General features: G+C 67.6%; 22 protein-coding genes and 1 tRNA gene. 12 read left to right on the top strand and 11 right to left on the bottom strand.

Annotation, left to right across the window (positions count from 1 at the left end; genetic code table 11):
• Position 1: 1 nt before the first annotated feature.
• Positions 2 to 1,444: a pyruvate kinase gene (gene pyk / locus ACN6O8_RS22090; protein WP_427993128.1), complete on the bottom strand. Its 1,443-nt coding sequence runs from the start codon at positions 1,442 to 1,444 to the stop codon at positions 2 to 4.
• Between the two features lie 105 nt (positions 1,445 to 1,549).
• On the opposite strand from pyk, the gene ACN6O8_RS22085 reads away from it, so the two are divergent.
• Positions 1,550 to 2,692 carry a glycerate kinase gene (locus ACN6O8_RS22085; RefSeq protein ID WP_427993127.1) on the top strand — a complete coding sequence of 381 codons (1,143 nt, stop codon included), beginning with the start codon at positions 1,550 to 1,552 and terminating at the stop codon, positions 2,690 to 2,692.
• Positions 2,693 to 2,762: 70 nt separating this feature from the next.
• Here ACN6O8_RS22085 and rsmA read toward each other — a convergent pair whose 3' ends face one another.
• The 3 genes from rsmA to ACN6O8_RS22070 are packed head-to-tail and all read right to left on the bottom strand — an operon-like array spanning position 2,763 to position 7,531.
• The gene (rsmA, locus tag ACN6O8_RS22080; protein WP_427993126.1) at positions 2,763 to 3,554 is read right to left on the bottom strand and encodes a 16S rRNA (adenine(1518)-N(6)/adenine(1519)-N(6))-dimethyltransferase RsmA; all 792 of its coding nucleotides are present in this window, start codon (positions 3,552 to 3,554) and stop codon (positions 2,763 to 2,765) included.
• Between the two features lie 18 nt (positions 3,555 to 3,572).
• Entirely contained in the window at positions 3,573 to 5,141 is a 1,569-nt protein-coding gene (locus tag ACN6O8_RS22075) for a peptidylprolyl isomerase (RefSeq protein ID WP_427993125.1), read from the bottom strand.
• The gene (locus ACN6O8_RS22070; RefSeq protein ID WP_427993124.1) at positions 5,138 to 7,531 is read right to left on the bottom strand and encodes an LPS-assembly protein LptD; all 2,394 of its coding nucleotides are present in this window, start codon (positions 7,529 to 7,531) and stop codon (positions 5,138 to 5,140) included. The genes ACN6O8_RS22075 and ACN6O8_RS22070 overlap by 4 nt, the downstream gene beginning before the upstream one ends.
• 168 nt (positions 7,532 to 7,699) lie before the next feature.
• On the opposite strand from ACN6O8_RS22070, the gene ACN6O8_RS22065 reads away from it, so the two are divergent.
• The 6 genes from ACN6O8_RS22065 (at position 7,700) to ACN6O8_RS22040 (ending at position 12,705) form a co-directional block, all read left to right on the top strand.
• Entirely contained in the window at positions 7,700 to 8,740 is a 1,041-nt protein-coding gene (locus ACN6O8_RS22065) for an aminoglycoside phosphotransferase family protein (protein ID WP_427993123.1), read from the top strand.
• Positions 8,740 to 9,426 (top strand): N-acetylmuramate alpha-1-phosphate uridylyltransferase MurU, encoded by a 687-nt coding sequence (gene murU / locus ACN6O8_RS22060; RefSeq protein ID WP_427993122.1) that lies wholly within the window; start codon positions 8,740 to 8,742, stop codon positions 9,424 to 9,426. Before ACN6O8_RS22065 ends, murU begins: the two co-directional genes overlap by 1 nt.
• Before the next feature lie 157 nt (positions 9,427 to 9,583).
• On the top strand, positions 9,584 to 10,282 hold the full coding sequence (locus ACN6O8_RS22055) for a DUF6776 family protein (RefSeq protein WP_427993121.1): 699 nt from the start codon (positions 9,584 to 9,586) through the stop codon (positions 10,280 to 10,282).
• A gap of 118 nt (positions 10,283 to 10,400) precedes the next feature.
• Complete coding sequence (locus tag ACN6O8_RS22050; RefSeq protein WP_427993120.1) at positions 10,401 to 12,035, top strand: FAD-dependent monooxygenase; 1,635 nt, start codon at positions 10,401 to 10,403, stop codon at positions 12,033 to 12,035.
• Positions 12,032 to 12,253 (top strand): hypothetical protein, encoded by a 222-nt coding sequence (locus tag ACN6O8_RS22045; protein ID WP_427993119.1) that lies wholly within the window; start codon positions 12,032 to 12,034, stop codon positions 12,251 to 12,253. Before ACN6O8_RS22050 ends, ACN6O8_RS22045 begins: the two co-directional genes overlap by 4 nt.
• Positions 12,250 to 12,705, top strand: a complete 456-nt coding sequence (locus tag ACN6O8_RS22040) for a MarR family winged helix-turn-helix transcriptional regulator (RefSeq protein ID WP_427993118.1) — start codon at positions 12,250 to 12,252, stop codon at positions 12,703 to 12,705. Before ACN6O8_RS22045 ends, ACN6O8_RS22040 begins: the two co-directional genes overlap by 4 nt.
• A gap of 31 nt (positions 12,706 to 12,736) precedes the next feature.
• Here ACN6O8_RS22040 and ACN6O8_RS22035 read toward each other — a convergent pair whose 3' ends face one another.
• The 3 genes from ACN6O8_RS22035 to ACN6O8_RS22025 all read right to left on the bottom strand — a co-directional run bounded on the left by ACN6O8_RS22035 (position 12,737) and on the right by ACN6O8_RS22025 (position 14,579).
• On the bottom strand, positions 12,737 to 13,063 hold the full coding sequence (locus ACN6O8_RS22035; protein ID WP_427993117.1) for a 4a-hydroxytetrahydrobiopterin dehydratase: 327 nt from the start codon (positions 13,061 to 13,063) through the stop codon (positions 12,737 to 12,739).
• An 81-nt stretch (positions 13,064 to 13,144) separates the two neighbouring features.
• Positions 13,145 to 13,792 (bottom strand): OmpA family protein, encoded by a 648-nt coding sequence (locus ACN6O8_RS22030; protein ID WP_427993116.1) that lies wholly within the window; start codon positions 13,790 to 13,792, stop codon positions 13,145 to 13,147.
• Positions 13,793 to 13,904: 112 nt separating this feature from the next.
• Positions 13,905 to 14,579, bottom strand: coding sequence for an HAD family hydrolase (locus tag ACN6O8_RS22025; protein WP_427993115.1), 675 nt, complete (start codon positions 14,577 to 14,579; stop codon positions 13,905 to 13,907).
• A 235-nt stretch (positions 14,580 to 14,814) separates the two neighbouring features.
• Here ACN6O8_RS22025 and ACN6O8_RS22020 point away from each other — a divergent pair, with 235 nt between their 5' ends.
• Entirely contained in the window at positions 14,815 to 15,438 is a 624-nt protein-coding gene (locus tag ACN6O8_RS22020; RefSeq protein WP_427993114.1) for an FMN-dependent NADH-azoreductase, read from the top strand.
• Positions 15,439 to 15,759: 321 nt separating this feature from the next.
• On the opposite strand, the gene ACN6O8_RS22015 is transcribed toward ACN6O8_RS22020, so the two are convergent.
• Both ACN6O8_RS22015 and ACN6O8_RS22010 read right to left on the bottom strand, forming a co-directional pair.
• Positions 15,760 to 15,835 (bottom strand) — tRNA-Lys (locus tag ACN6O8_RS22015).
• Positions 15,836 to 16,029: 194 nt separating this feature from the next.
• Positions 16,030 to 16,776, bottom strand: coding sequence for an SDR family oxidoreductase (locus ACN6O8_RS22010; RefSeq protein WP_427993113.1), 747 nt, complete (start codon positions 16,774 to 16,776; stop codon positions 16,030 to 16,032).
• 115 nt (positions 16,777 to 16,891) lie between these two features.
• Between ACN6O8_RS22010 and ACN6O8_RS22005 the strand changes: the two genes are divergently transcribed.
• On the top strand, positions 16,892 to 17,536 hold the full coding sequence (locus ACN6O8_RS22005) for a TetR/AcrR family transcriptional regulator (RefSeq protein WP_427993112.1): 645 nt from the start codon (positions 16,892 to 16,894) through the stop codon (positions 17,534 to 17,536).
• An 11-nt stretch (positions 17,537 to 17,547) separates the two neighbouring features.
• Positions 17,548 to 19,143: a diguanylate cyclase gene (locus ACN6O8_RS22000; RefSeq protein WP_427993111.1), complete on the top strand. Its 1,596-nt coding sequence runs from the start codon at positions 17,548 to 17,550 to the stop codon at positions 19,141 to 19,143.
• Between the two features lie 6 nt (positions 19,144 to 19,149).
• Here the strand turns inward: ACN6O8_RS22000 and ACN6O8_RS21995 are convergent, their stop codons facing one another.
• Positions 19,150 to 21,222: an AsmA family protein gene (locus ACN6O8_RS21995; RefSeq protein WP_427993110.1), complete on the bottom strand. Its 2,073-nt coding sequence runs from the start codon at positions 21,220 to 21,222 to the stop codon at positions 19,150 to 19,152.
• Positions 21,223 to 21,523: 301 nt separating this feature from the next.
• Between ACN6O8_RS21995 and ACN6O8_RS21990 the strand changes: the two genes are divergently transcribed.
• Positions 21,524 to 23,452, top strand: a complete 1,929-nt coding sequence (locus ACN6O8_RS21990) for an LTA synthase family protein (RefSeq protein WP_427993109.1) — start codon at positions 21,524 to 21,526, stop codon at positions 23,450 to 23,452.
• Between the two features lie 45 nt (positions 23,453 to 23,497).
• On the opposite strand, the gene ACN6O8_RS21985 is transcribed toward ACN6O8_RS21990, so the two are convergent.
• A complete protein-coding gene (locus ACN6O8_RS21985) occupies positions 23,498 to 24,103 on the bottom strand; it encodes a DNA-3-methyladenine glycosylase I (protein ID WP_427993108.1) in 606 nt (201 codons plus the stop codon).
• 218 nt (positions 24,104 to 24,321) lie between these two features.
• Here ACN6O8_RS21985 and ACN6O8_RS21980 point away from each other — a divergent pair, with 218 nt between their 5' ends.
• Positions 24,322 to 24,795, top strand: coding sequence for a YkgJ family cysteine cluster protein (locus ACN6O8_RS21980; RefSeq protein WP_427993107.1), 474 nt, complete (start codon positions 24,322 to 24,324; stop codon positions 24,793 to 24,795).
• Positions 24,796 to 24,802: the final 7 nt, after the last annotated feature.

Below are 24,802 nucleotides of genomic sequence, written 5' to 3'. Positions count from 1 at the left end.
ATCAGTCCACCAGCAGGATCTTCATGCCGTTGGTGCCGCCGCTGTCGCGGTAGAAGTCGCCCTTGGTCAGGATGACCCAGTCGCCTTGATTCACCAGGTTGCGCTTCTTGAGTTCGTCGATGGCCGCGTTGCTGAGGTCGGCCGGTTCATAGTCCGACGGCGCGAACGGAATGGTGTAGACGCCGCGGAACATGGTCACGCGGTTCTGCGTGATGCTGTGCGGGCTGTAGCAGTAGATCGGCACGCCCGAGCGGATGCGCGACATGATCAGCGGCGTGTGGCCGCTTTCGGTCAGGGCGATGATGGCCTTGACGCCCGGGAAATGATTGGCCGCGTACATGGCCGCCAGGGCAATGGTTTCATCGCAGCGCGAGAAGGTCTCGCCCAGACGGTGGTGCGACTGGGTGCTGGTGGGGTGCTTTTCCGCGCCCAGGCAGACACGCGCCATCGCCTGCACCGTCTCGACCGGATACGCGCCCGAGGCGCTCTCGGCCGACAGCATCACGGCATCGGTGTAGTCCAGCACCGCATTGGCCACGTCCGACACTTCGGCGCGCGTCGGCATCGGGCTGGAGATCATCGACTCCATCATCTGGGTCGCGGTGATCACCACCTTGTTGAGCGTGCGGGCGTGCTGGATGATGCGCTTCTGAATGCCGACCAATTCGGCGTCGCCCACTTCCACGCCCAGGTCGCCGCGCGCCACCATCACGCCGTCGCTGGCGCGGATCAGCGCATCCAGCGCCTCGTCGTCGGCCACCGCTTCGGCGCGTTCGATCTTGGCGATGATCCAGGCCTCGCTGCCGGCGGCGCGCAGCAGTTCGCGCGCCTCGTCGATGTCGCTGCCATAGCGCGGGAACGACACCGCCACGTAGTCCAACTGCATTTCGGCGGCCAGCTTGATGTCGACCCGGTCTTTGTCGGTCAGGCTGGGGGCCGACAGGCCGCCGCCGCGCCGGTTGATGCCTTTGTTGTTGGACAGCGGACCGCCCACCGTGACGGTGGTGTGGACCTCGTCGCCCTCGACGCGATCCACCACCAGCACCACGCGGCCGTCATCGAGCAGCAGCTCGTCGCCGACGCGGCAGTCCGTCACCAGCTCGGGATAATCAATGCCGACGATGCTGGCCGTGCCCGCGTCCTTGGGATGCACCCGCGACAACGTGAACGGCTGGCCCACCTGCAACTGCACCTGCTTGTCGGTGAAACGCGCGATGCGGATCTTGGGGCCCTGCAGGTCGCCCATAATGGCCACGAAGCGGCCCTGCCGCGCGGCGCTCTCGCGCACCAGGCGGGCACGCTCGCGGTGGTCGTCGGCGCTGCCGTGCGAGAAGTTCAGCCGCGCCACGTCCAGGCCAGCCTTGATCATGGCGTCGATGCGTTCCGGCGTCGACGTCGAGGGGCCCAGGGTGGCGACAATTTTGGTGCGGCGCAATACAGGCATGGCGATCCACTCTCACATGAACAACGAAAGCGCTATGGTACGACGGCGGCGGACACGCGGGTATCATGATCGACATCCCGTCCCCAACGAACCGTGGCCGACCTCGTGAAAATCGTCATCGCACCCGATTCCTTCAAAGAAAGCGTTTCCGCGCCCGACGCGGCCGCGGCCATCGCGCGCGGCGTCAAGGCCGCCTGTCCCGGCGCGCACACGGTCTGCATCCCGATGGCGGACGGGGGCGAAGGCACGGTCGAGGCAGTGTTGGCGGCGGCGCGGGGCCAGGCGCGCCAACGCACCGTCAACGACGCGCTCGGCCACAAGGTCGATGCCGTGTGGGGCCTGCTCGAAGATGGCACCGCCGTCATTGAAATGGCCGCGGCCGCCGGCCTCGAACTGATCGCGCCGGCCAAGCGCGACCCGATGCGCGCCAGCAGCCACGGCGTAGGCGAACTGATCCTGGCGGCGCTGGATGCCGGCGCCGAACGCATCATCCTCGGCCTGGGCGGCTCGGCCACCAACGACGGCGGCGCCGGCATGCTGACCGCGCTGGGCCTGCGCCTGCTGGACCGCGACGGCCGCAGCCTGCCGCCGGGCGGCGGCGCGCTGGGCCAGCTGGCCAGCATCGACCTGCGCGGATTCGACGCGCGGCTGGCCAATACGCCCATCGTCATTGCGTCCGACGTCGACAATCCGCTGTGCGGCCCGCAAGGCGCCTCGCATATCTTCGGGCCGCAGAAAGGCGCCACGCCCGATCAGGTGCTGACGCTGGACGCCATGCTCGGCCACTTCGCCGATATCTGCGCGCGCCAGCTTGGCGCCGACCGCCGCCACGATGCCGGCGCCGGCGCGGCCGGCGGTTTGGGCTTCGCCGCCAAGACCTTCCTGGACGCGCAATTCCGCCCGGGCGTGGAAATCGTCGCCGAACTCGGTGGGCTGGCGCAGGCAATGGAAGGCGCCGCGCTCGCCTTTACCGGCGAGGGCCGCATGGATGCGCAGACCCTGCGCGGCAAGACACCGGCGGGCGTGGCCCGCCTTGCGCACCAGGCCGGCGTGCCGGTGGTGGCGCTGGCCGGCTCGCTGGGTGAAGGCTACGAGGCCCTGCATGCCGTGGGCATCAGCGCCGCCTTCAGCCTGGCGCCCGGCCCGATCACATTGCAACAGGCCCTGGCCGACGCCGAACGCCTGCTGCATGATCGCGCGCGCGACGTAATGCAGCTGTGGCTGGCGGCGCAGAAACGCATGCTGTAGCGGCGACGCTCCAGGCCGCCACGAAAAAAAGCCCGCTCGCGCGGGCTTTTGTCTGGACGGCGGCGCGCCGTCAGCCGCCCGGCAGCACGCCGGCCTCGACCAACGCGTCCGACAGACGGATGTAGCGATCCACCGAGATATCCTCGGCGCGCGCGGTGGGCGCGATATCCAGCGCTTCCCAGGGCACCTGCGGCGCCCAATCGGCCAGCACCCGGCGCAGCATCTTGCGGCGCTGCGAGAAGGCACGGGCCACCACGGTCTCGAAGGCGCGCGCACTGACCGGACGCAGGCGCTCGGGCGGCAACGGCACCATGCGCACGATGGCCGACACCACCTTCGGCGGCGGGTCGAACGCTTCGGGCGGCACGTCGAACAGCTTGTGCATGCGGTAGCGCGATTGCAGCATCACCGACAGGCGGCTGAAATCACCGCTGCCGGGCTGCGCCACCATGCGGTCGATCACTTCGCGCTGCAGCATGAAATGCTGATCGCGGACGTGGTCGGCCCAGGTCATCAGATGGAACAGCAGCGGGCTGGAGATGTTGTACGGCAGGTTGCCGACCACCCGCAGCCCCGCGCCGAACTGCGAAAAATCCACCGTCAGCGCATCGGCCTCGACCACGGTCAGGCGGCCTTGCTCGAACTGCTTGCGCAGGCGCGCCGCCAGGTCGCGGTCGATCTCGACCGCGGTCAGGTGATCGAGCCGCTCTAGCAGCGGCCGGGTCAGCGCCGACAAGCCGGGCCCGATCTCGACCACGGTATCGCCGCGGGCGGGATTGACCGCCCGCACGATCGACTCGACCACGCTCTCGTCGGTCAGGAAATTCTGGCCAAAGCGCTTGCGCGCCTGGTGTTGAGACATGAAGGACCCGGGCTGCGATCAGCGGTTGTTCTGGTTGATACGGTCCTGCTTTTCCAGCCGGTTGTCGATGTACGCCTGGGCGCGCAACTGATCCAGCCAGTCTTCGAAAGCGGGTTGGGCGCGACGCTCGAACAGGGTCTGGCGCGCCCGCATGCGGGCCAGGTCATCGGTGGCGTCATGTTGGCGGCGCTCTTCGACCTGGATCAGGTGCCAACCGAACGGCGTCTGGATGGGCTGGCTGATCTCGCCGGGCTTGAGCGCATTCATCGCGGCCTCGAAGGGCGGCACGGTCTCGCCCGGGTTGAGCCAACCCAGGTCGCCGCCTTGCGGCGCGGTCGCGTCCTGCGAATACTGGCGCGCCATGTCGGCGAACTTGGCATCGCCGGCCACCAGGCGCTGGCGCACCTGCTCCAGCCGTTGGCGGGCCTGTTCGTCGCTCATCACGGTCGAGGTCTTGATCAGGATGTGCCGCGCATGCGTCTGCATCACTTCCACGGGGCCTTGCGGGGCCTGCGCCTGCGGTTGCGGCCGCGGTTGCGGCGCTTGCGCCGGCGCCGGGGCGCGCGCCGTGCGGCTGGGCGCCGGCGCGGCGGTGCCGCGATCCATCACCTTGAGAATGTGGAAACCGTTGCCGCTCTGCAGCAGGCCGCTGACCTGGCCCTTCTGCAGGTTGGCGATGGCCTTGGCGAACAGGTCGGGCCAGCCGTCCAGCGGGCGCACACCCATGACGCCTCCCTGCAAGGCTTCGGGGCCGTCGGAATTGGCGGCGGCGAGGCTGGCGAAGTCATCGCCACGCTTGACCCGCGCCAGCAGATCCTCGGCTTTCCTGCGCAGCGCGGCCAACTGCTCGGACGACGAGCCTTCCGGCACGCGCACCAGGATCTGGGCCACGGCGTAGAGCATCGGGCCGGCGGGCGCGGCGGCCTGCTCGGGCGCGGCCTCCGGTTGCGGCTGCGGCTGGGCCTGAGGCTGGGTCGCGGCGGCGAATGCGGGGTTGCGGCGCTGGTCCTTGAGGAAAGCGTCGACCTCGGCATCGGAAATGACGATGTTGGCGTCCACCGCGCGCTGGCGCAGGCGATCCGAGCGGATCTCGTCCTTGAGCGACTTGCGGTAGCTGTCCCAGCTGACGCCGGACTTCTCGATTTCCTGGCGCAGTTGCGCCACGCTGATCTTGTTGCGCCCGGCAATGGTGCTGATGGCCTGGTCGACCTGGGCGTCGTCGACGCGGATGCCGAGGCGGTCGGCCTCATGGCGCTGCACGCGCTCCATGATCAGGCGCTGCAGCACCTGGTGCTGCAAGGTCTTGTCATCGGGCACCTGGATACCGCGCGCCTTCAGTTCGCCGGCGATGCGCAGCGACGCGTCGCGCAGTTCGCGCAAGGTGATCACGTCTTTGTCGACCACCGCCGCGATGCCGTCGACGAACTGTTCTCCGGCGGGCGCCGGCGCGTTTTTCTGCGTGGTGGGCGCGTTCTTGGCGCCCTTGCCGTTCGGCTCCGCCGCATGCGCGGTGGAGAACGCGGCGCAAACGGCCAGCAACAGCGCGTTGCCAGTGAAGCGGCGCAAAGAGTGCAACCTACGCATCATTCATACCTTTCAAATGTGGTCCCGGTGGGCGCGGGCGGGGTAATGCGCGAGTAACCGGGGATACTTCTGTTCAGCAGGTTCATCGGATCGGTTCCCAGGGAACCCAGACCGGTCAACTCCAGCTGGAAAAACAAGGCGGTGTTGGCGTCGGTGGCGGACACCGCGTAGCGCTGGAACACCATCCGGCCGACCCAGCAGCAATCGCCCTTGTATTCGAGGCCGGCGATGGCCTGCGTGATACGTGGGGAATCGGTGGTGCCGCTGACCGTGCTGGACGGGCCATTGCGCAGCGAATAATCGACCCGGCCCACGCCATACCAGCGCTTGGTGAAAGGCCATTGCACGGCCAGGCTGATCTGGTTCTGACCCAGCGGCTGGTAGGCCACGCCGGGCTGCGGATCGCGCTGGTAACGATACGCCAGCGCCACTGTCGTCAGGCGCTGGGGCGACCAGCGGCCGCTCAACAGTGCGCGCGACCAGCGGTTGTCGTAAGGGTTGTACTGCGCCGCCACGTCCGTGCTTAACGTATCGGTTAGCGCGGCGCTAGCACCCACCAAGAAGTCGGAACGCACATTTTCGCGCGGCGTCTCTCCAGGCAAGGTCACCTGCTGGTCGGCGAAGTACAAGCGTTGCGCCACACCCAGCGACATGCGTTCGAAGCCGGTGGAAGCATCCAGCCAACGCGTGGTCAGCGCGGCGGTAAGCTGGTTGGCGTTTGAAATGCGATCCCAGCCGCCGACATAAATGTTCTCTTCGAACGCCTGCGAAAAGCTGAAGTCGGACAACGACGTGTCGTAGACCGGGATCTTGGATTGGTCACGATACGGCACGCGCAGGTAGTAAAGGCGCGGCTCCAGGGTCTGGGTCGAAGCCTTGCCGAACAAAGAGGTATCGCGTTCGAAGATCAGGCCAGTGTCCAACGACATGATAGGAACCGTGCGCGATTGCGAGCGCGGGTAGCCGAACGATGTGCCAGCATTGGCGGTCCCCGAATTCAGGTTGAGCCAGTCGCTGTTGTACCAACTGGTCTGGTACTGGGTGTAGTTAACACCCACCTTGGGAATCACAAACCAGCCCGGACGAACGATCGGGTACGACACCGTCGGGTAAGTCTGCAGGCGATCACCATTGGGGCCATTGCGATTGCCCAATAGCAGCGGCTTGCTGAAACGCACTGCGGTCGAAGTCCAGTCCAGATCAAAACCGCCCCAGTCATACCGGGCACCACGCAAATACAGCTCCGGCTCCTTGTCATAGGGCGGCGACAGCAGGGCGTCCGGATCCTGCAGAGTCTGGAACTTGTAGACCTGGGCATACGCGCTCCAGTACGTCGACGACCAGCCCACCCGCGCGCGTTGCGGCAGGTAGGTGGTGGACGCCTGGTTCAGGCCGAGCTGGGAAATATCGCGGAAGTAATCGTCATCCGAAACCTTGGCCACGTCCCAGTCGGCATAGAAGCCATTGCCCAGCAGTTGCTGATGGCGCCACCAGTACATCCAGCGGTCATTGCCGGTGACATTGTCATTAGGCAGGTAGGCGCCATAAATGCTGCCGGCGTAGCTCGCCCCCAGATAGCGGAATTCACCGCCCAGTTGCAGGCCACGCTTGGAAAAGTAGCGCGGCTGCAGCGTGGCATCGTAGTTCGGCGCGATGTTCAGATAGTACGGCAACGAGAAATCGAAACCACCCTTGCTGGTGGTGCCGTAGGTCGGCATCAGGAAACCCGACTTGCGCTCTTTCTTGACCGGAAAGGTCATGTAGGGCGACGCCAGGATCGGCACGTCCTTGAAATACAGCACACCGTTGCGGGCCACGCCTTCGTTCTCATCGAAGTCGACGTCGACCGTATTGGCCTTGATGTACCACGACGGCGTCTCGCACGAGCAGCCGCTATAGGTGACCGTGTGCAACCGCATCTGCGACTTGCTGAAGATGTCGGCCTTGTCGGCCACGGCGAAGCCGCCGGTAGCGCCCAGCCAGAAGCTCGGCTGCTCGACTTCGCCGGAATACTTGTCGACGTTGAACTTGGCGCTGGGGCCGGTGACCAGGGTGCCGTCGCGCATCATGCGCGCATTGCCCTGCACATCGACCTCGCCGGTGTCCTTGCGGTAGTTGATGCGATCGCCCTTGATCACGCCGTCGATGCGGCGCACCTGGGCCGCGCCGGTCAGGGTCAGGTCGGAATCCGGGTCACCCTCGATGGTGTCCGCTTCCATATAGGCGGGGATGTTGCCGTCCGGCAGGCGGTGCACCCGCAGACCCGGAGACGTGCGCAGCTCGGGAGCCGCGGTGATCGACGTCGATGAGGGAGCCGAACCCTGGCTGCCCTGGGCCTGAACGGCCCCGGCGACGCTGATAGCAGATAGGATCAACCACCGAACCTTGCGCACGAGTGAAAACAGCCCTTTTTGACGATGGGGGAACCCGGCAAAGGCGCCCGCAAAGGGCCAATGCTAACGGAAACGAGCCGGTATTATAGAGAAGCCGCGCCAGACGCCCAGCCTTATGTGCGCGCCACCCATTTTTCCGCAATGTTGCCCTTCTGACACGGATCTTCCTTGAAAAACGATCACGACCCCCGCCTGGAGCAGATCCGCGCCTGGCTGCAGGGCCTGCCCGCCGCCCTGGGCCTGGCCGTGGACACGCTGCGTCCCGCCTCCGCCGACGCCAGTTTCCGCCGCTATTTCCGCCTGGACGCCGCCGGACGCACCCTGATTGTGATGGACGCCCCGCCCCAGCACGAGGATTGCCGCCCCTTCCTGCACGTGGATCAACTACTGCGCGACGCCGGCCTGAACGTGCCCGCCGTCATCGCGCAGGACCTGGACCAGGGCATGCTGCTGCTGTCCGACCTGGGCGAACAGACCTATTACCAGCGCATCCAGGACGGCGTGGACGACACCCGCCTGCAAGCCATGTACCGCGACGCGCTGGCGGCGCTGGTGCGCCTGCAACAGGCCAAGACCACCGGCCTGGCCCCCTACGACTGCGCCCGCCTGGCCGACGAACTCAAACTGTTCCCCGAGTGGTATGTGCGCAAGCACCACGGCGCCACGCTCGACGACAAGACCGCGCAGGCGCTGGAAAAGATCTTCGCCCTGCTCTCGACCAGCAACGGCAGCCAGCCCACCGTGCTGGTGCACCGCGACTACCACTCGCCCAACCTGATGGTCTGCGACCAGCCGCAGTACGGCCCCAATCCCGGCGTCATCGATTTCCAGGACGCCCTGGCCGGCCCCATCACCTATGATCTGGCGTCGCTGGTCACCGACGCCCGCACCACCTGGGAAGAACCACAGCAATTGGACTGGGCCATCCGCTACTGGGAAATGGCGCGCGCGGCCGGCCTGCCGGTCGACGCCGATTTCGCCGAATTCCACCGCGCCTATGAATGGATGGGCCTGCAACGCAATCTGCGCATCCTGGGCGTGTTCGCGCGCCTGAACCACCGCGACGGCAAGGCCCACTACCTGGCCCACATGCCCCGGGTGAACGGCTACGTGCGCCAGGTGGCGCAGCGCTACGGCGTCTTCACGCCCCTGCTGCGGCTGCTGGACAAGCTCGACGACCGCCAGGTCAGCGTCGGATACACCTTCTGATGCGCGCCATGATCCTCGCCGCGGGCCGCGGCGAACGCATGCGCCCACTGACCGACCGCCTGCCCAAGCCGCTGCTGCCGGTCGGCGGCAAGCCGCTGATCGTCTGGCATCTCGAACGGCTGGCCGCTGCCGGCTTCCAGGACGTGGTCATCAACCATGCCTGGCTCGGCCACGAGATCGAACGCGCCCTGGGCGACGGCGCCGCCTTCGGCCTGCGAATCCGCTATTCCCCGGAAGGCACGGCGCTGGAGACCGCCGGCGGCATCGCCCAGGCGCTGCCGCTGCTGGGGCCGGATCCGTTCCTGGTGCTCAACGGCGACATCTGGTGCGACTGGCAGCCGGCGGCCGCCCGCGCGCGGGCGGCCGCGCTGCCCGCAGGCGGCGCCTGGCTGCTGCTGGTCGACAACCCGCCGCAGCATCCGGCCGGCGATTTCGCGCTGGACCACGACGGCCGCGTCCACGACCACGGCGACGCCCGTTTGACCTTCTCGGGCATCGGCGTCTACCATCCCATGCTGTTCGCGGACGTGACGCGCGGCACGTCCGCGCGGCTGGCGCCCCTGCTACGGCAGGCCATGGCGCGGGATCGCGTCCAAGGCGCGCGCCACGCCGGTCGCTGGGTCGATGTCGGCACTCCCCAACGGCTCGCCGATCTCGACGCCGAGCTGGGTTTGGGCCGGGTCTGAGACCCGCTCGGCACCCACATATTTCACAATATCAAGGTGCGCAACCAGGCTTGTCCGCGCGCCCATCGCACCCGCTTAACCGGGTATTCTCTGACGCTTTGGCCAGTGCGCGCGGCGCGCGGCCAGGCAACACACAGGACGTTTTCTAGGAATGGGGATGTTTGGAAGATCGCAACGGGCCGTATTCAAGCCCTCCGTTTACCAACCGGGCCAACGCACGCGCCGCATGCCGCGCTGGCTGGTCCTGCTGCTGGTGGGCATCGCCCTGGGCGCGGGCGGCGTGCTCTTCCTGCAGACCAACTATGGCCCGCAACGGCTGACGGTCGAGCAATCCGAACAGTTGCACAGCGAACTGAGCGCCGCCAAACTGGAAAGCCAGCGCCTGCAAAGCCAGCTCGAAGAGGCCACACAGCAACGCGACGCCAACAAGACCGGCCATGAAAAGCTCACCGCCGACCTGGCCGACGCCCGTGCCAGACTGGACACCCTGAACAAGGAACTGGTGCTGTTCCAGGACGCCATGCCGCCCGATCCCCGCGGCGGCAACCTGGGCATCCGCTCGGCCACCTTCAAGCGCCAGCCCGGCCTGCTCGACTACCAGGTGCTGGTGATGCGAGAAGAGCGCACCGGCGCGCCGTTCAAGGGCACCCTGACCTTCTCGATCGACGGCAGCTACCCCAACGGCCGCGCCGCCACCGTCACGCCCGAAGGCCCGTCCCTGAATGTCGACCGCTACGACTACGCCCTCGGCCAACTCAAACTGCCCGATGGCTTCACCCCCAAGGTCGTGGTGCTGCGCGTCATGGACGGCAACCAGAAACAGCAGGCCATGCGCATCTACTACGTGCGCAACTGACCCCGGCCTTGCCCTCCCGACCCGCCCCTGCCGGCGGGTTTTTTTTGCCTGCGCGAAATGGTTGCGCACTCAACCAATCAAACTTATAGTTGCGCAAACAACTATTTTCGGAGACACCATGGCACCGCCTTCCCGCGTGCCCGTCCTGATCGTCGGCGGCGGTCCGGTCGGGCTCACCCTGGCCGCGCTGCTGGCGCATTACGGCATCGCCTCGCTCACGCTCGAGGCCGACGCCAGCTATTGCAGCGGCAGCCGCGCCATCTGCATTTCGCGCCGCTCGCAGGAAATCCTGGGCTGGGCCGGCGCCGACGCCGCCATCACCGCCACCGGGCTGCCCTGGACGGGCGGCCGCAGCTACTACCGCGACCGCGAAGTGCTGCGCTTCGACATGCCGCACGACCCGCAACAGCGATTCGCGCCGATGGTCAACATCCAGCAGTACTTCGTCGAGGAATACGCCCACCAGGCCATGCAGCGCCACCCCGGAAGGGCGGCGCTGCAATGGTCCGCCCGCGCGGTCGCGATCCGGCCGCAGACCGACGGTGTGCGGGTCGAGGCGGACATCGACGGACAACGCCAGGCGATCCAGGCCGACTGGCTGGTGGCCTGCGATGGCGGCCGCAGCAGTGTGCGCGAAGCGCTGGGCCTGAAACTCGAAGGCATGCAGTACGAAGGCCGCTATGTCATCGTCGACATCGAACAGGCCTCCAGCCGGCCGGTCGAACGCCTGGCCTGGTTCGACCCGCCCTCCAACCCGGGCTCCACCCTGCTGATGCACCGCCAGCCCGGCAACGTCTGGCGGGTCGACTACCAGATCCGCGACGACGAGGACGCGGACGAGGCGGTCAAACCCGAGAACGTGTTGCCACGGGTGCAGAGCCACCTGGACATGATCGGCGAGACCGCGCCCTGGAAGCCGCTCTGGATCTCGCTCTACAACGCCAAATGCCTGACGCTGGCGCGTTATCGTCACGGCCGGGTACTGTTCGCCGGCGACGCCGCTCATCTGGTGCCGATCTTCGGCGTGCGCGGCTTGAACTCGGGGCTCGACGACGCCGGCAATCTGGCCTGGAAACTGGCCTGGGTGCTGCGCGGCCAGGCATCCGACAAGCTGCTCGACAGCTACAGCGACGAGCGCGTCCATGCCAGCCGCCAGAACCTGGCCTACGGCGCCAAGAGCACCGAATTCATGGCGCCGCCGGATTCCGGCTTCCGCCTGATGCGCGAGGCCGCCTTGCGGCTGGCGCTGACCGACGAGCGGGTGCGGCCGCTGATCAACCCGCGCCAATCGGCGCCGATCGCCTACCACGGCTCGCCCCTGAACCTGGCCGATGGCGCCCCGTCCCAAGCCAGCAGCGCCGCGCCCGGCCAGCCGGCGCCCGACCTGCTGCTGGCCGATGCCGACGCGGCGCCACACTATCTCAGCGCCTGCTTCGGCCAGGGCTTCGTGCTGCTGGCATGCGACCCAGACGCCGCCGCCGAGGCGCGCCTGCAGGCACTCGCGGCCGCCACCCGGACGGCGCGCGATCCCCTGCGGGTCGTGCCCGTCGGAGGACCGGCGGCGCGCGCCTGGCGCGATCCGCATGGCCATTTGCGCGACCGCTACGGCGCGCAACCCGGCACCGTGCACTTGCTACGGCCCGACGGCTACGTGCTGGGCCGCTGGGACGCCCCCGACGATGCCGCGCTGCGCGCCGCCCTGGCGCCCTATTACCCGATGATCCCCGCCATCCCGCAGGAGCCGCGCGCATGAGCAACGACGAACTGGATCAGGTCTACACCTTGATGGCGCAGGCCTTGACCCGCCTCGGACCGGCGCAGGCGCCGCTGTTCCTGGCGATCCTGGGATTGTCCGCGCTGGCCCGGCTGCCGGATGCCGGCGCCGCCACCGCCCTGCTGGCACAGGCCGAGGCGGCCTGCGTCGAGCCTGTGGCACACTATCTCGCCGCCACCGCCGACCGTCCGACGTGACCACGCCCGCCCTCGAACGATTCCTGACCTACCGCCTGCACGCGATCAACAAGATCACCGACCGGGACACGAATCGCGCCTATCTGGAAGACTGCGGCATTCCGCTGGGCGAGGCGCGCTGCCTCGCGGCCATTGGCCGCTATGCGCCGCTGTCGGTCAACGACTTGGCGCGGGCCGCCAACCTGAACAAAGGCCAGGCGAGCCGCTCGGCGCAGGCGCTGGCCGAGCGTGGCTTGATCGAGAAGAAGGATTCGGCCGCCGACGGCCGCGGCGTCGTGCTGGCGCCGACCGCCGCCGGCCAGGCGCAGTATCGGCGCATCATCGACCTGATCGCGCGCCGCAACGAAGAGATCTTCGGCTGCCTGACCGCCGAGGAGCAGCGCCTGCTGGGCGGCATGCTCGACCGGCTGCTCGCGCACCTGCGCGACCGTCCCGGCGCGCCGCAAGACTGACGCGCCCCCCCGGCCCGCCGCGAGGTGCACGCTATTGCGCTGCCTTCGGCGCGGTCGCGCCCAGTTGCGCGGCGGCTTCATCCATGAACTGCGCCATGCGCACATCCAGCTCGGTGACGCCGCCGGCGTCGTGTGTGGTCAGCATCACATCGACCCGGTTGTAGACGTTGGTCCACTCCGGGTGGTGATTCAGCTTTTCGGCGAACATCGCCACCCGTGCCATGAAGCCGAACGCGGCATTGAAATTGGCGAAACGGAAGCGCTTTTCGATGGCGTCGCGCATCGCGACAGCCTGCCAGCCGGTCAGGGCCGCGACCGCGATGTCGGTACCGATACGGGCAGGGGGAAACATACTCATGGCGAACTCCAGGACGGGCCGAGGGAACAAAGCGCCGCGCGCGCACCGCCCGCCTCGGCGTGGACGGCGCGGCGCCCGGCGCTATGGCTTGACCGCGTACAGGTAGATTTCGACGCGGCGGTTCAAGGCGCGGCCTGCCGCGGTCGCATTGTCGCCGATCGGATCGTTGGGCCCGCGGCCTTCGATCGACAAGCGCGTCGCGGCCACGCCTTGGCGCGCCAGGTAATCGGTCACGCTGCGCGCGCGGTTCACCGACAGGGTCTGGTTGTGCGCCAGCGCCCCCGTGCTGTCGGTATGGCCGACCACCTTGGCGCGCAGCTCGGGATGCTGATTGAGCGAACGTGCCACGCTGTCCAGCACCGGCAGCAGCGCCGGCTTGAGATCGGTCTTGTCGGTATCGAAGGACACATTGCTGGGGATGTTGACCTTCAGGCTGCCATCGGGCATCTCAACCACGTCGATGCCCAGCGAGGTCGCGCCCGAGCGCTGCACGTCCTCCTTCACCACCTTCCAGTTGTAACCAATCAGGCCGCCCGCCACCGCGCCAATACCGGCGCCGACCGCCGCGCCAGTGCCATGGCCGATCAGGGCGCCGAGGCCCGCCCCCACGGCCGCGCCCGCTCCCGTCCCCACGGCGGTATTGGTCTGCTGCTGGGTGGCGCAGCCCACCACCATGGCCCCCGATGCCGCGACTACAGCGATACGCTTGAGTATTGTGCTTGTATCCATGACAACCTCCACGATCCTGTCGGTGCGCCGGCCCAATGCCGGCAGGGTCATGTTAAGCCCAGCCTCGCCCGCCGCGGCAGCCGGCGACGCGCAACAGTTTGTACCGCGGCGCCTACCGCGCGCCCGCGCCGCCTGCCGTGCCGAACCCGGCCAGCCACGGCAACGCCGCCTCCAAGCGCGGCGACTGGATCGCGGGCGCCGGCGCCCCAGCCGGCAACGCCAGGCCCACGCGATTGTGCCAGTAGGTGCGCAGCCCGACGCGGCCGGTGCCGAACAGGTCGTACCCCGACCCCGCCACGAACGCCGCCTGCGAGGCCGGGGTTTCCAGGCGCGCCAACGCCAATTGGTACGGCCGCGGATCGGGCTTGTAGTAACCGGCTTCCTCCGAGGTCACCACCACGTCCCAGTCCACGCCCAGCAAGGCGGCCGCGCGATGCCCCAGGCGCCGCGAACAGTTGGTCACCACGCCCAGCCGGCAATGTGGCCGCAGCGCCCGCAGCAGTTCGCGCGCGCCGTCCCAGGCGGGCAACCCGTCCCAACCGGCCTCCAACGCCGCCGGCGCGCTGGCGGGCAGTCCCACCGCCGCGGCCGCCGCCTCCACCAGTTGCTCATAGGGCTGGTAGGCGCCGCAGCCGTACGTCAGACGCAGGTATTCGGCGCGCCACGCCCGGCCCGGCGCTTCCGATCCCGCCGCGGCATTCCACACCGTCCAGGAATCCAGCAGTGCGGTCAGCAGGTCGAACAGCACGACACGAGGATAAGCGGCGGATGGGGCGGCGGCGGACATGGCGGTACTCCTTGGATTCGATGCCGTCACTATAGAGAGGCCCGGGCCCGCCGTGATTCAGCCTGTGTGCAACCACCATTAAGGCTGACCTTAATCGCGGCGGCGGCGAATCCGCCTTGCCATTGCGTCGCGGCACGATACAATCGCCGCACTAAATAATTGCAATTGCAATCGTTAACGCAACCACGGCGGCGATACGTCTCGAATCGCTCACCGCCTTTTCCGGATCTCGCTCATGCGCATTCTCAACATCGTGTCCTCGCCCCGCGGCGCCCGCTCCGTCTCGAACGCCATCGCCGACACCTTTCTCGCCGCCTGCCGCGCCACGCATCCCACCCTGGAAATCGACACGTTGAACGTCTGGGACGAGCACCTGCCCGACTTCGACAGCCAGGCCATCGGCGCGAAATACAAAGGCGTTGCCGGCGAGCCGATGAACCCCGCCGAAGCCGCCACCTGGGCGCGGATCGCCGCCCTGGCGCAACGCTTCCAGCGCGCGGACCGCATCGTCATCGGTGTGCCGATGTGGAATTTCGGCTATCCCTACAAACTCAAGCAGTTGATCGATCTGGTCAGTCAGCGCAACCTGCTGTTCACCTTCGACGGCCAGGCTTACGGACCGCTGTTGAAGATCGCGCGGGCCCTGGTGATCCACGTGCGCGGACAAAGCCACGACAAGGCGGCGGGCGGCGACAGCCCCGGATTCAGCCATCAGGCGGATTACCTCGATTTCTGGCTGACCTTCATCGGCGTCGGCGAGGTCCGCCGCATCCTGGTGGAACACACCTGGGACGCCCTGGCCCCCGCCACCCTCGAGCAAGGCAAGGCCGAGGCAATCGCGCTGGCGCGCGATTTCTAGCCGGTAACCTGACCGAAGGCCGCCAAGCCGGCGCCGTGATACCGCGCGCCGGTGCAAGTGGCAAGCGGCACCAGCACCGGCACGCCATCCCCGGGCCGCGACCCGCAACGGCGCTTATCAGCGCGCCCCGTTTGCTCATGGCACGCCTTGGCCTGGCGCTTTGGGTCTGGCGCTTTGGGTCTGGCGCTTTGGGTCTCTCGCTTTGGGTCTTTCGCTTTGGGCCTGGCGTTTCGCTTTATTGCCGGCGCATTATCGAGCGCGCAATGAAAAACGCCACCCCAACGAAAAACGCCACCCGTTTGGGTGGCGTCTTTGAAATTCTGGTGGGCTGTGAGTGGCTCGAACACTCGACCTACGGATTAAGAGTCCGCTGCTCTACCAACTGAGCTAACAGCCCTGCATGCTCAATCACAACCGCTTGGCCTGCCGGCCCGATGACGCTGCTTTCGCGTTGCCATCGCTGCGTTTCGTTGTGTTTGATCAGCGAAGAAGCGAGATTATAGAGAGCTTTTTTTAAACGTGCAAGTCGCTCGCGCATCGCTCAACAAAAAATCGCCGAACCCACCGCCGCCGCCCGGCGTCCCGGCTCCTTCAGGCCGCGTAGCCGCCATCCACGGCCAGGCTCGCGCCCGTCACATAGCGGCCATCGGGCCCCGCCAGAAAGGCCACCATGCCGGCGATGTCGCGCACCTCGCCGTAGTGCGGTAGCGACAGCACCGCCACCAGCTCACCCGCGCGCTCGCCTGCGGCCGGGTTCATGTCGGTGTCGATCGGACCGGGGTGCACCACGTTGGCGGTGATGCCGCGCGCGCCCAGGTCGCGCGCCAGACCGCGGGTCATGCCCAGCAGCGCCGACTTGCTGGCCGAGTACAGCGTCACGCCGGCGCGACCCGAGCGTTCGGCCAGGCAACTGCCGATATTGATGATGCGTCCACCCTCGGGCATGGTGGCCTGCGCCGCCTGGATGGCGACGAAAGGCGCGCGCACGTTGATGGCCATGGTGCGTTCGTAGTCCTCCAGCGTGACCTCGTCCAACGAGCCGGCCAGGAAGATGCCGGCGTTATTCACCAGCACGTTCACCGGCCCTAGTTCGGCAATGGTCTGCTCGACGGCACGCCGCAGCTGCGCCGGGTCGGCCGCATCGGCCTGAATGGCTCGCGCGCGGCGGCCGCCGGCTTCGAGCTCACGCGCCAGCGCCGCGGCGGCGTCGCGTGACGACGCGCTGACGTAGGTGAAGGCAACGTCGGCGCCATCGGCCGCCAGGCGCCGCACGATCGCCGCGCCGATGCCACGGCTGCCGCCCGTCACGAAAGCCACTTTTCCATCCAGATTCCGCATGGTCAACCTCTATTTGTAGTGATCAGTACAAATATGATCCAACGCCGCGGCGCGGACGTCAATGATTTTCTTATCGATCAACACAAAATACCCGTCGCGGGTAAAATTGCCGTCTATGGCAGAACGTGGGCGCCCCCGGAACTTCGACCGAGCCCAGGCCTTGCGCAAGGCCATGGAGGTCTTCTGGTCGAAGGGATATGAAGGAGCATCGCTAACCGATCTGACGGCCGCGATGGGCATCAACTCGCCCAGTCTCTATGGCGCATTCGGCTCGAAAGAAGCACTGTTCCGCGAAGCCGTGCAGTTGTACCGCGACACCGACGGCGCCGCCTCGCGCCAAGCGCTGGCCGCCGGCGCCACCGCCCGCGAAGGGGTGTGCGGCATGTTGCTGGCGGCGGCCGAACGCTTCACCACCCCCGGCGCCCCGCCCGGGTGCCTGATCGTGCTGGGCGCCCCCTCGGGCGCCGAGAGCCACGATGGCGTGGGCACCTTCCTGGGCGACAACCGCCGCGAGATGCAAAACCGCATCCTGGCGCGCCTGAGCGCCGCCGCGGCCGCTGGCGAGCTGCCCCCCGGCACCGACCTGAAAGGGCTGGCCGCGTTCTACACCACGATCCTGCACGGAATGTCGATCCAGGCGCGCGATGGCGCCAGCCGCAAGACCCTGCAAGCCGTGGCGCGCCAGGCGATGTGCGCCTGGGACGCGCTCACCGCTGGCACGCCCCCCTCCGGCCAGCCCCCGGACCGCCCGCACGCCTGACGGATCCTGCCATGTTCCGCATCGACCTACGGCGCCTCATCCTCTGGATAAGCCTGCTGTCGATCTTCCTGGTGCTGGCGGCGGGATTGCACGCCAGCTACCTGGTGCAGCGCGACCTGCTGCTGCACAACGCCCTCGAAAGCAACCGCGTCTATGCCGCCAAGCTGGCCGCCACCACGGAATACTTCCTGGCGGATCTGCGGCGCCACCTGGCCTATAGCGCCGACGTGCTGGCCGACATGCAGGCCCAGCCGCAACTGATGGCCTCGGAAGCCCGCCGCCAGGAGGAACAGCTGGGTCACTTCAATTCCAGCTTCGTCGTCTCCGCCCAAGGCAAGGTACTGGCGGTGTCGACCTCGTATCCGCAGTTGCTGGGCCAGCAGATGACCAGCGAGGCCGCCAGGATCGCGCTGACCACTCGGCGTCCCTTCATCAGCGAACCCTTCCGGGCCAGCAACGGCCGCTGGCTGATCCTGTACACCCATCCGATCTTTTCGCGCGACTATCGCTACCTTGGCTACATCGCCGGCACCCTCTACCTGCACGAAGACAACGTGCTCGACCGGCTGCTGGGCAAGCACTTCAACCGCGACGATTCCCTGCTGTACGTGCTGTCCCGAGATGGCACCCTGATCTATCACCCGGACCGCAGCCGGCTCGGACACACCTCCGCCGACAAAGAGGCGCTGGCCGCCGCGCTGCGCGGCGAGACCGGCGAGATCCGCTTCACCGACGCCACGGGCACCGCCCTGCTCGCGGGCTACGCGCCGGTCCCCAGCACCGGCTGGACCCTCATCGCGCAGCGGCCGGTGGCCAGCACGCTGCTGCCGCTGAACGACCTGCTGATGACGACCGCGCGCAATACGCTGCCCTTGCTGCTGATATCGATCGCGCTGATCTGGCTGCTGTCGCGCTGGATCGCGCGTCCGCTGGGCGAATTGGCCGGCATCGCCAAGCGCATGCAAGACCCCGATTCGGCCGAACGCATCCGCAAGGTGCGCTCGTGGTACTTCGAGGCCTCGCAGCTCAAGCGCGCCCTGCTGATGGGGCTGACGTCGATCCAGCACAAGATCCGCGACCTGCGCCGCGCCTCCACCACCGACACGCTCACCGGCCTGCTGAACCGCCGCGGCCTGAACGAGGCGATGGCGTTGCTGGAGACGGCCGGCACGCCGCTGGCCATCGTCGCGCTGGACATCGACCACTTCAAGAACATCAACGACCGCTACGGCCACGCCGCCGGCGACCAGGCCTTGCGGGTGCTGGCGGCGCTGCTGACCGAAGGCTCGCGCCGGGGCGATACCGTGGCCCGCAGTGGCGGCGAGGAATTCGTCATGCTGATGCCAGGCGCGCCGCTGGCGGCGGCGGTGGCCAGCGCCGAACGCCTGCGCCAGAAGCTGGCGCGGCTGGGCGCCGAAGACGGCCTGCCCGCGCCCGTCACGCTGTCGGCCGGCGTGGCCAGCTATCCGGAACACGGCGCAACGCTGGACGAGGTCATCCAGCGCGCCGACCGGGCGCTCTACTACGCCAAGAACCACGGCCGCAACGCCGTCTGCCTCGCCGACAACCACGCCGACGACGGCGTGCGCATGGCGCTGCCGCGCTAAAACGCCCTACTTGGCCTTGGGCGCCGGCGCCTTGGGCGGCGTGCGCATCTGCTTGAGCAGGGTCGCGCAGGAATTGTCGTCGGTGGTGCTGGGCGCGATCAGCGCCAGCAAGCCCGCCGCCGGCGTCAGGATCACGCCCAGCGCCACCATGCCCGCGCCGCGCGCGGCCAGGGGCCCCACGTGCACGCCCACGTCCGGCTTGCCGAAGGTGCCGCGCACGTACAGCGGCGAACGCAGCGAGAAGATGCGGAACCCCTTGCTGTCGGGCGTGATGTCCAGATCGAGCTTCTCGTTCTTGAAGTCGGCGGTGCCGGTGATGTTGATCAGCGCATTCTCGGTATCGAACACGAACACGCGCGGCGTCATCACCCCACTCTTCATTTCCAGGTCGGCGGCGCCGCAGTTGATCTTGACCTCGTCGTCGCCGAACAACTTGGAGACGACGTAGTTGCCGACGTTCAAGCCGGCGATCTCCATCAGGCTGCGGCTGATCACACCATCATTGACCAGCATCTTCACATCGCCGTTGGCCGATCCCAGCAACGCGGCCACGGAATTGCCCGTGCCCGACAGGGCCAGATCGCCGTTCAGCTCGCCGAGCGTCTTTTGCATCGATTCCGCGGCCGGAAAAAGTTGCTTCAAGCGCAGGCGCCGCGCATGCATTTCCGCACGGCCAGTCAGGGGCGCCTTGGAACCGTCCAGCCGCACGGTCGCGGCCATGCTGCCGCCCGCCATGCCGAAGCGCAGCGGATCGAGCGTCAACTGGCCATCCTGCAGCACCAAGTGCACCGACAGGTCGGACAGCGGCAGCTTGGCGTCGTGCACGATACGGCCGGCCTCCAGCGCCACGTCGGCATCCATGTCGCGCCAGCGGTCGGTGCGAAACGCCTGGGTCGGCAACACCTTGCCACCCGCCGGCTTGGCCGGCGCGTCCTTGGACTTGTCCTGGGCAGGCGCCGGCGCGCCCGACTGCACCCCGATCAGCGGCCCCAGGTCGACCATGCGCAATTGCTTGGAAGACAGCTTGCCGGTCAGTCTGGGACGCGGGGCGGCCAGCGAAAACGACACGTCGCCATGCAGGTCGCTGTTGCCGACACGGCCGTTGAAATCGCGATAGTCGAATACCGCGCCGCCGGCGTTGCGCAGCTTGGCCACCAGATGACCGTCGGTGGAATACGGCGGCGTGTCCGGCAGGGTCACGCCGGTCAGCGGATACAACTGCGCCATCGAACCGCCCGACAGTTTCAGGCGCAGATTCAGCGCGCCCAGGTTGGCCGGGTCGGTCAAGGTGCCGGCCACGGCCGCCTTGGTGCCGCCGATCGTCACGTCGGCCTGCACCGGAAAGGGCTGCCTGGGATCCTGCAGCGCCAGCATGCCGCCCACCTTGCCCTCGCCCTTGGTCGGCAGGCCCTTGTACTTGCCGTCGACCTTCCAGCCGAATACGTAGTCGCGCGGCGGCGCGGCGGCGGCATCCTGCGGCGCAAAGGCGGCCCCGGCCACATCGGCGAACGGCACCGGCTTGCCCAGCGGGTCGACCTGGACGGTCAGATCGGCCTGAAGGATCGCGTCGCTCAGTCCGACACTGCCCTTGTCGAAGCCGATTTCGTTGATGTCCAGCTCCCACGGCGACGGCTGGCCACTCTCGGACAGGGTGAAAACCCAATTGGCCCGGCCGTCGGCCAGGCGCTCCAGATTGGCCGCGGGCTGCGTCAACTGGATGCGCCGGATCACCACCCGCTGGCTCAACAGCGGCAACGGCGACAGGCTGAATTCGCCGCGCTTGAGCGTGGCGAACCACGGCGCCTTGGCCCAGTCCGTATTGGCGACGCTGATGTCATTGGCCACGATGTGCGGCCAGGGCACCCAGGCACGCCATCCGCCCTCGTCCGGCTGGCGCGACCATTCGACGCTGAGGTCGCCATTGATGGCGAAAGCCCGCCCGATGGCTGCGCTGACGCGCTCGTTGATCATGGGCCTGGCACGGTTCCAGTCGAACGTGGCGATCACCACCACCAGTATCGCCACCAGGAGGGCCAGTCCCCCCACGATGCCGACCGCTATTTTTGTTTTGCGCGTCATCGTTATCATCCTTGCCGTTGCCACCGGGGGCATCGATGCCCCGACCCTATTTCCCCTCAAGGGTAGCGCGCCGCGCCGGGCGGGTTAAGCTTGCCGGCTCCATAATGTGTACGGATTTTTCCGTGTCATAGAGGAACCGGTCGGCAAAAGTTACAAAGCGGCGGCGCCGGACCGGGGATTTCCCCGGCATGGCAGGAATAATCCATACCGAATTTTTGACGCCGGCCCTGTTCAAATGCGCGGGGCGATCGACCCGCCGCCGCCCCTTGGGCGCGGCACCGCGGTACTACCTGGAGGCCCGATGCGGCATTCAAGCTTGATTTTCGTGGCAGCGGCCTTTGCGCTGCTGACCCTCAGCCGCCTGGCCCTGGCCGCATGGCAATGGCAGCGCGTGCGCAACGCCGGCGGGTTGGTGCCGCTGCTGCTGGGCGGACTGCGCATCGACGCCCACCAGATCGGTGTGCTGGCGGCGCTGCCGGCGGTGCTGTCGCCATGGTTCGGCCACCTGCCCTTTGCCGCCACCGCCGCCGGCATCTGGTACCTGGTCGCCTTCCTGCTGCTGGCGTTCCTGGAAGTGGCCACGCCGCCGTTCATCCTGGAATACGACACCCGCCCCAACCGGCTCTTCGTCGAATACCTGAAACATCCGCGCGAAGTCTCCGGCATGCTGTGGCGCGGCTACAAGGGCGCGCTGCTGGGCGGTTTCGGCGCCCTGGGGCTGATCGGCTGGGGCGCCTACGCGCTGTTCGGTCACGCCGTGCCCGATGCCCCGCTAGCCTGGTGGCAGATGCCGCTGGCCAGCCTGGCGATTCTGGCCGTGGTCATCCTGGCGATCCGCGGCACGCTCGGGCACCGCCCGATCAATCCGTCGTCGGTCGCCTACAGTTCCGACGGCATGCTCAACACCCTGGCGCTGAACTCGCTGTACAACGTGTTCTACGCGGTTTACAGCATGAAGAACGAAAAGTCGGCCTCCGCCGTGTATGGCGGCATGGACGACGACGACATGCACCGCCGCGTGCTGGCGCGGGCCGGCCTGCCGTATCCGCCGGCGGACGCGGACCACCCCAGCCTGCATCGCCAGCCGGCCAGCCGCAAGACGGCGCGGCCGCTCAACCTGGTGATCATCCTCGAGGAAAGCCTGGGAGCCCAATACAGCGCCGGGCTGGGCGGCATGGATCTGACGCCCGAACTCGACGCGCTGGCGCGCCAGGCCTGGACCTTCACCCGTGCCTACGCCACCGGCACGCGCTCCGTGCGCGGCCTGGAGGCCGTCGTGACCGGTTTCCTGCCAACCCCGGCGCAGGCCGTGCTCAAGCTGCCGCGCTCGCAACGCGGCTTCTTCTCGCTGGCCGACCTGCTGGGCCGCCACGGCTACCACTCGCGCTTCATCTACGGCGGCGAGTCGCACTTCGACAACATGAAGGGATTTTTCCTGGGCAACGGCTTCAAGCAGATCGTCGACCGCGAGGACTTCGTCGACCCCGCCTTCGTCGGCACCTGGGGCGCGTCGGACGAGGACATGTTCAACCAGCTCGACCGCCTGCTGCGCGAAGACGGCGACCAGCCCACCTTCACGCTGGCCTTCAGCGTCTCGAACCATTCCCCCTGGGAGTACCCGGCCGGCCGCATCCAGACCGACGGCAATCCGGCCACCGTCGAGAACACCGTGCGCTACGCCGACTGGGCGCTGGGCCGCTTCTTCGAGCGTGCCAAGGACGCGCCCTACTGGGACAACACGGTATTCCTGATCGCCGCCGACCACGATTCGCGCGTGTTCGGCGCCAGCCTGGTGCCGGTGCGCCATTTCCATATACCCGCGGTGATCCTGGGGGCCGGCATCGAGGCGCGGCGCGATGACCGCCTGATCAGCCAGATCGACCTGGCGCCGACACTGCTGTCGCTGATCGGCGTCGACACCGAGCACCCGATGCTCGGCCACGACCTGACCCGCAGCACGCCGGGGCGCGCCATCATGCAGTACGACAACACCTACGGCTACCTGAAGGAAAACGACCTGCTGGTGCTGGCGCCGAACAAGGCGCCGGTGCAATACCGCTACACCGCGCCGGAAGACTACGTGCCGGTGCCGTTGGATCCGGAGCTGGCCGAGGAAGCGCTGGCGCACGCGCTGTGGCCCAGCTGGGCCTATCGCGAAGGCCGCTACTGCATTCCCGGCGCGGCTACCGTCATGCAAAACGCGCCGGCCCCGCTGGCGACTCCCCGCTAAGCCAGGCAGTGGCGGCGGCAGCCCCTGCGCGGCCGCGCCCGCCGGCTATGCCGGCCGCCGGAACGCCTGGCGGGCCCGCTCACTCGGGCCATGGCAATGGCAATCGGGATGATGGTCGTTGACCATGCCCACCGACTGCATGAATGCATACACGGTGGTCGGCCCCACGAATTTCCAGCCCAGCTTCTTGAGCGCCTTGGACAACGCTTCGGACTGCGCCGAAGTCGACGCCCCGCGCGTGGACGGCGCCCCCGCGGGGGCCTCGAAACGCCACAGGAACGCCCCCAGCGAGCCTTCGCGCTCGATCATCTCGAGCGCGCGCCGGGCGTTGTTGATGACGGCCTCGATCTTGCCGCGATGACGCACGATGCCGGCATCGGCCAGCAGCGCCTGGATGTGTTTTTCATCGAAACGCGCGACCCGGGCCGGCTCGAAGCCGGCAAAGCCGCGGCGAAAGGCCTCGCGCTTGTTCAGGATGGTGCGCCAGCTCAGCCCGGACTGGAATCCCTCGAGGCACAACTGCTCGAACAGGGCGCGGTCATCGCCTTGCGGAAAGCCCCATTCGGTATCGTGATACGCCATGTATTCGGCGGAAGTGTCGACCCAGCCGCAGCGGGCAAGACCATCGGAAAAATCGGCATTGGCGGTCATGGAAAGTTCCTCGCGGCGATCGGATTTCCGATGCTACCGCAGCAACGTCCCCGAAAAAAGTCGTAGCGGCCGCAGGCCGAATCCAGCTACTATTTCCAGCCCTGATCCCGCGCCGGCCGTGTCCGCGCGCCTTTCCCGGATCGGCCTGGCGGGCTTGCGGCATGCAAGCCCGTTTTGCGTCCGCGCCGGGGCCGGACGGGGCTTTCGGATCCACCGCCATGTCCCTGCTCGAGACAGCCGCCCTGACCCTTGTGTCGCCCGCCCTGCTGGCCGGCGACAACAACCCCGCCGCCAATCCGTGCCTGGACTGCGGCGCCTGCTGCTCACATTTCCGGGTGTCGTTCTATATCGGTGAACTGGCCGGCGAGAACGGCGGCCTGGTGCCGCTGGATCTGGTAACGCAGATGAGCCCGTTGCGCGCTTGCATGAAGGGCACCGAAATGGGCGGCGGCCGTTGCATCGCGCTGCGCGGCGAACTGGGCCGGCCGGGCATCCATTGCGCCATCTACGAAAACCGCCCCACGCCCTGCCGCGAATTCGACATCTGGCAGCCCGACGGCTCGCCCAACCCCGACTGCCAGCGCCTGCGGCTGGCGCTGGGACTGGCGCCGGTGGCGCCGCGCCCGGACGCGGAAAACGACCCGCAGGGCCCTTCGCACCCCAACCAGCCCGACCAGCCCGCCGCCGCCTGAACCCGCC

The organism is Achromobacter sp. (assembly GCF_050285565.1).
Taxonomy (GTDB): domain Bacteria; phylum Pseudomonadota; class Gammaproteobacteria; order Burkholderiales; family Burkholderiaceae_B; genus Achromobacter.
This window is presented reverse-complemented; position numbering and strand designations above follow the sequence as displayed.